The sequence below is a fragment of the Rubrivirga sp. genome (genome assembly GCF_049648075.1).
Lineage (GTDB): Bacteria > Bacteroidota > Rhodothermia > Rhodothermales > Rubricoccaceae > Rubrivirga.
In genome coordinates, this window is sequence record NZ_JBARYR010000566.1 from 1 (window position 1) to 5,867 (window position 5,867).

The 5,867-nt window shown below is 70.2% G+C and carries 6 protein-coding genes and 1 pseudogene; 3 read left to right on the forward strand and 4 right to left on the reverse strand.

Annotated elements, in window-relative coordinates:
- Window positions 1-1,351: serine hydrolase domain-containing protein (locus tag WBA11_RS15850; RefSeq protein WP_424521630.1), on the forward strand; the 1,351-nt coding region annotated here is incomplete at its 5' end.
- 15 nt (window positions 1,352-1,366) lie between these two features.
- On the opposite strand, the gene WBA11_RS15855 is transcribed toward WBA11_RS15850, so the two are convergent.
- Together WBA11_RS15855 and WBA11_RS15860 are read right to left on the reverse strand one after the other, a co-directional pair.
- Window positions 1,367-2,089, reverse strand: coding sequence for a YqjF family protein (locus WBA11_RS15855; RefSeq protein ID WP_424521631.1), 723 nt, complete (start codon window positions 2,087-2,089; stop codon window positions 1,367-1,369).
- Between the two features lie 53 nt (window positions 2,090-2,142).
- Window positions 2,143-2,766, reverse strand: coding sequence for an inorganic pyrophosphatase (locus WBA11_RS15860; RefSeq protein ID WP_424521632.1), 624 nt, complete (start codon window positions 2,764-2,766; stop codon window positions 2,143-2,145).
- Window positions 2,767-2,942: 176 nt separating this feature from the next.
- Here WBA11_RS15860 and WBA11_RS15865 point away from each other — a divergent pair, with 176 nt between their 5' ends.
- Both WBA11_RS15865 and WBA11_RS15870 read left to right on the forward strand, forming a co-directional pair.
- The gene (locus WBA11_RS15865; RefSeq protein ID WP_424521633.1) at window positions 2,943-3,782 is read left to right on the forward strand and encodes an alpha/beta fold hydrolase; all 840 of its coding nucleotides are present in this window, start codon (window positions 2,943-2,945) and stop codon (window positions 3,780-3,782) included.
- Between the two features lie 146 nt (window positions 3,783-3,928).
- Window positions 3,929-4,801 carry a hypothetical protein gene (locus WBA11_RS15870; RefSeq protein WP_424521634.1) on the forward strand — a complete coding sequence of 291 codons (873 nt, stop codon included), beginning with the start codon at window positions 3,929-3,931 and terminating at the stop codon, window positions 4,799-4,801.
- Window positions 4,802-4,815: 14 nt separating this feature from the next.
- On the opposite strand, the gene WBA11_RS15875 is transcribed toward WBA11_RS15870, so the two are convergent.
- On the reverse strand, window positions 4,816-5,397 hold the full coding sequence (locus WBA11_RS15875; RefSeq protein WP_424521635.1) for a DUF421 domain-containing protein: 582 nt from the start codon (window positions 5,395-5,397) through the stop codon (window positions 4,816-4,818).
- 36 nt (window positions 5,398-5,433) lie between these two features.
- Window positions 5,434-5,867: pseudogene (locus tag WBA11_RS15880) on the reverse strand (hypothetical protein); the annotation flags it as partial.

Below are 5,867 nucleotides of genomic sequence, written 5' to 3' on the forward strand. Positions count from 1 at the left end.
CCTCGAGGCCGATAGGTTAGGGCGGTTTTTCTCCCGACCCGTGCTCGCTCGCCTCGCCCTCATCGCTCTCTTGTCGACCGCCTCTGCGGCTCAGCCGCCAGACCGCGCCACGCGCCTCGACTCCGCGCTCACCGCCGCGCACGCGGACGGCCTGTTCAGCGGCGCCCTGGTCATCACCGCTGCGGACGGAGACGTCATGTACCGCTTCGCGGCCGGCGACCTCGAGGGCGACCCGGTCACTACGGACACGCCGCTCTACGTCGCCTCCGTCACCAAGGCGATGACGGCCGCCGCCGCGTTATCACTCGCAGCCGACGGACGCCTCGACCTCGACGCACCCGTCGCGGACGTCCTCGAGGGCTGGCCCTACGCGGTCACGGCTCGCCAGCTCATGGACCAGACGGCCGGCCTCCACTTTCTGACGATGCTGACGGCGGAGCGCGACACGACCCGCCCGGTCACCACGGCCGATCTCCTAGCCTTGGTCGCCCAGCATGCGCCTGGTCTGGTGCACGAGCCCGGAACGGCGTTCGACTACGACAACGCCAACTACGCCACGTTGGCGGCCGTCCTCGAGACCGCATCCGGCACGCCCTACGCCGACGTCTTGCGCGAGCGCGTGTTCGAGCCCGCCGAGATGACGACCGCGTTCGTGGCTCCGTCGGGCGAGCTCGGATGGGCCGCGTGGTCCGGCGGAGACGGAGACGGTGTCTGGACCTCCGCGGAGGACCTGGCCCGGTTCGACGACGCGTTCTGGAACGGACGGATCATCGACCTCGGGGTCGTGGACGCGCTCACCCCTCCCGCCCTCGAGGGCGGCGCGTTGAGCACCTACGCTGCCGGTCGCTTCTCGACCGACACTCCCCGACCGCTCATCGGTGCGTTTGGAGACGGCGGCGTGACCAAGGCCGGACTGTGGCGCGAACTCGAGAGCCGGAAGGCCGGCGAAGTCAACGGCGCGCAGCCCGGCACCACGTACGCCATGATCGCGACCGACGACGGCGTCTACCGCACGCCCGTTCTGACGGCCGCGATGGCGATCTGGAACGGCGAGCCGTTCGCGCTCCCCCTCCCCCGACTCACCACCGACGTGCCTGATCGCGTCCTCGAGCGCCACGTCGGCGTGTACGAGTCTGGGATGGGGCGCTTGCACATCACCCTCGAGGATGGACAGCTCCACCTCGAGCCCGAAGGCGCGGGCGGGAGCGAGCCGTTGATCGCGGGATCGGAGACCGTGTTCTACTTTTGCTGCCAGGACCTGACGTGGGAGTTCGTCCTCGATGAGGCCGGACGGACCGTCGGCCTCCAGATCGAGGGGCAGCCCCAGACGCTGGGCACGCGCGTCGAGTAGCGCCCTCGAGGACGGCTAGACCTTGATGCGGCGCCCGACGTGGACCGCCACCTCGCTGCCGACCGCGAGAAACGCCGACCGGGGCGGCCCGGCCAGCACGTCGGCGAAGGCCGAGCCGTAGAGCTCGGTCGTGTCGCCGCCGAACCCGACGTTCTCGGCGGTCCACAGTCGCCACGACGGGTGCTCGACCTGGTACTCGACGGTGCCGCCGTCGCGCTGACGCGTGTAGCCCCAGTAGTGCTCCGTGATGAACTCGGCTTCGGAGCCCGGCTCCGCAAATTGGGCGGGTCCCTTTGCTTGGGCGCTGAGCACGAACTTCTCGCCTCCATGCACCCAGGCGTACGAGACGTGCCCGCCCCGTTCGGGGAGAAGGTCGACGTGGTGGTCCATCGGCGCGGCGATGTAGGGCTCGTTGTAGGCCCAGCGCGCGACCGCCGCGATGGCGCGCCGCGGGACGATCTCGCGCACGAACGTGACGGCCCGCCGGACCTCGCCGTCCACCTCGCGGCAGACGTAGAATCGCAGGTTGACCTCCTCGAAGTGGCGGTGGAACGGGACAGGGACACCGGCCAGGCGCGTGTCCTTGAACAAGAACCCGACCACGCTCACCAACGCCTCGCCCTGCCACAGATCGAGCGTGGTGCCCGCCGGGACCAACGGCTCGAGAACGCCGGCGGGGACGGCGTAGTTGGCGAGCAGCAGGCTCTCCCAGCGAGCCGTCAGGAACGGGCGGGACATGGACACGAGCGGAGAACTCGACAGGCTACGGCCTCGAGGACGAACCGACCCCGCTACTGCGGCCCTTCGAACTCGTCGGCGTAGTCGGCCTGGGAGGCGAGGACGACCTTCTCGGCGTGCTCGCGCCCGTACGTCCGTGCGATGGACGCCTCGGACGTGCTGCCGGGCACCATCTTGTACGTCGAGAAGTAGTGGGTCAGCCGCTCGATGAGCTTCTCGGGCAGGTCATCGAGGTCGCGAACGCCGCCCCAGAACAGGTCGCCCTGGAGCACGGCCACGATCTTGTCGTCGGCCTCGCCGTTGTCGATCATCTGGAGACCACCGACCACGCGGGCCGCCAGCGTGATGTCGGCCCGGTCGATCTTGCGCTCCGAGATCACGCACACGTCGAGAGGATCGCCGTCGCCCTTCTCGGCCTCCGGGCCGGAGAGCGCCGCGACGCGCTCGTCGCAGTAGGTCCGCGGGACGAACCCGTAGATCGTCGGCGGGTGCGACGAGCTCCGCTGCGGCCGGTCGACGCGGGTGTACCCGGTGACCTTGTCGAGCTCGTACTTGACCGAGTCCGACGGCGTGATCTCGACGTAGGCCGTGATGACGCGCGGCGCGTCGGGGCCGGCCTCGAGGCCGTGCCACGGGTGCGGGCGCCAGCGGTAGAACGGGGGGGGGAAACTGCTCACGGTGTGACCGGGGAGAGAAGCGAAGGTCCGACCCCGAGGACGAGGCCACGGAGAAATCTCGTCAGGTAGGCCCGGAGCGTGCCCGTCGGGCGACGGCCGGGGTCGCCCTCGAGGACGACGCGCCCGGATCGACCTCGGGGCCGCTCGGTATACCTCGCCCACTATTCCGCTCTCCGATGCCCAGCCTTCAGACCTCGACCGCCCAGCCCACCGCCGAGCTGTTTTACCAAGACCTCAACCCGGACGGCGCGGCCGGGACGGTGGTCTTGATCCACGGGTGGCCCCTCAGCCACCGGATGTGGGAGCCCCAACTCTGGCCGCTCACCGACGCCGACTACCGCGTGGTCGCGTACGACCGACGCGGGTTCGGCGCGTCGTCGTTCCCCACGTCCGGCTACGACTACGACACGTTCGCGGACGACCTCAAGGACCTGCTCGACGGGCTCGACCTCGAGGCCGCGACGTTGGTCGGGTTCTCGATGGGTGGCGGCGAGCTGGCCCGCTACGTCGGGCGCTACGGGACGGGCCGCGTCGAGAAGCTCGTGTTCATGAGCTCCGTCTTCCCCTTCATGCTCCAGACCGACGACAACCCGACGGGCGTGCCCGGCGACGTCTTCGACGACATGAAGTCGGGCATCAAGGCCGACCGCGTCGGCTTCCTCGAGGGGTTCGGAAAAGGGTTCGTCAACTACGACAAGCTCTCCGACCGGATCAGCGAGCAGGTCCTCCACTACCACTGGTCCATCGCGACGATGGCGCAGCCCAAGGCGACCGTCGACTGCGTGGACGCGTTCGGCCGGACGGACTTCCGGCCCGATGCCGCCAAGATCGACGTGCCCACCCTCTTCATCCACGGCGACGACGACCAGATTGTCCCGCTTGGGGCGTCGGCGAAGCCGGGCAGCGAGTTGGTCGAGGGGAGCACGGTCCACACCGTCGAGGGCGGCCCGCACGGGCTCAACCACACGCACGCGGACGAGGTCAACCGCGTGCTCCTGGACTTCCTCAGCCAGTAGCCTCCGCTCTCGGGGGTGCGGGCGCCCGTCCCGGTTAGCTGGGGCGGGCGCTTCTGTGTCCGGCCTCGAGGGCGACCGGCGCTCCCGGCAGCGTGGTCCCCTCTGCGCTCGAAAACCGTAGGCCAGACGAACAGCCGCGCCGCGCCATGAGACTCCTCGCCCTCGCCCTCCTCGTCGCCGCCTCGCCCCACGCCCAGCAGCTCCCTGCTGTGGACGTGCTCGACCTGATGCGCATCCCGTTCAACGACGACCGCGGGACGTTCCTCGCCAGGGGCCACGAGATCGGCGCCCTCTTCCCCACCGACGGCGACTACCAACTCGCTGTCCTCGATGCGGCCGGCACCGCCGTCGCCACGATGCGCTACGTGCCACGTCCCTACGATGGACAGGTGGCCTTCGCCGAGCTCGAGCCGCGTCGAGATCTGGTGTACACGTCCTCCCCAGAACCGGGCGCGTACCGGCTGGCGGTCGTGCTCGACGGGGACGTGGTCGGGGCCGTCCCGTTCACGCTCTCGGCTCAGACCGACGACGACCCCTTCGCCCCGTCGACGACGTGGCAGGTCGAGGGTCCGTGGCGCACGACGGCGCTCCTGTCGGTGCCCTCCGACGACCCCGACGGGGACGTGACCGTCTGGTACTGGCTCGACCCCGCCGACGCCGGCGGGGAGTCCGTCCGCTTCCGCGAGGTGCTCACGCGCGACGGCCTCGAGGTCGAGGGGGCCGGGACCGACGGGATGCTCTTCGCCTCGTTCGAGGCGCCGTTCGAGCGGTCCCAGCGGCTCGGCATCGACCGCGGCGACCTCGAGGACGGGGACTACGACCTCGAGGTCGTGACGGCCGACGGGCGCACGCTTCGGTCGTTCGGCTTCCGCGTCGAGGGCGGAGTCCCCGTGGCGCACTCCCGGAGCGCTCTCGACACGCCCCGCGACCGGTTCTTGACGCCGCGGGCGCACCGGCGCTCGGACCAAAGCGGGGGGTGGAACGGGACGGTGGACCGCGTCTGGATGACCTCCGAGTGACCGGCCCCCGGTTCCTACTGGACGCCCTCGCGGCTGGGGCGGAGGTCCACCCGGCCCTCCGCCTTGCGGTCGGCGCCGCGGACGCCGGTCAGCATCTTGGGCTGGAGCGGCGTCCCGTCGGGGTCGCCGTGCAAGACGGTGATGTCGCCGGTGGTCTCCATCACGACGGCGCGGACGTGGGACACGTCGAGGACGTTGGCCTCGCGGAGCTTCGACCACAGGTCGTCCTCGGTGACCTGGACCTTCGCCATCTGGTCCTGGAGCATCTCAGATCCGTCCATGAGCAGGAGCGGCTCGTTGTCCACCAGCCTCTGAGCCAGGCTCCATCGCCGCCGGGCCCACCCGACGCTGATCTGCAGCGCGAACACCATCCCGATCCCGACCAAGGCTTGCGCCAGCGTCGGAGTCTGGGTCAGGATCGAGGACGCCAGCATCGACCCGATACCGACGGTCATCGCGAAGTCGAAGCTCGACATCTTGGCGAAGCTCCGGAGACCGGCCAGGCGCGTGTAGACGAGCACGGCGGCGTAGACGCCGACGGCCGTCAGCGCGATGGCGACGAGCGAGGAGGGGTCGGCGGTGAACCAGTCGGCCATAGTGGAGCGGCGGCCTCGAGGCCAAAGGGGCGAGTCCTACGCCGCGACGTGCGCCTCGGACCCGAAGCCCAAGACGTCGAGGACGTGGTTGAACACGTCGGGCGGCAGATGACCTCCGCTGGCCTGGTCGTGGCCGTGGCCCCATTTCCCGTTCCAGCCCGGCGTGTCGATGGACTGGTACAAGACCGGCAGGCTCAGGTCCGTCCTCGAGGTCCGCGTCGAGAACGCGACGACGCCATCGAGGTAGCCGACGTTGGCGCCGATCACGGGGTACCTGGGCAGCCGTCCCCGCCACTGCTGGGCGATCAATGGGTGGACCTGCGCGGCCGAGTCGATGCGAACGAGTGCGAACCGCAGGTCCGGGTCGACGCCCTCGATGGCGGGCGCTCGCTCGGCGAAGACGGGCGCGGCCTTCCGGGCCTCGGTCATCTCGGCCTTGACGGCGGCGCGGGCCGCCCGCAGTCGGTCCG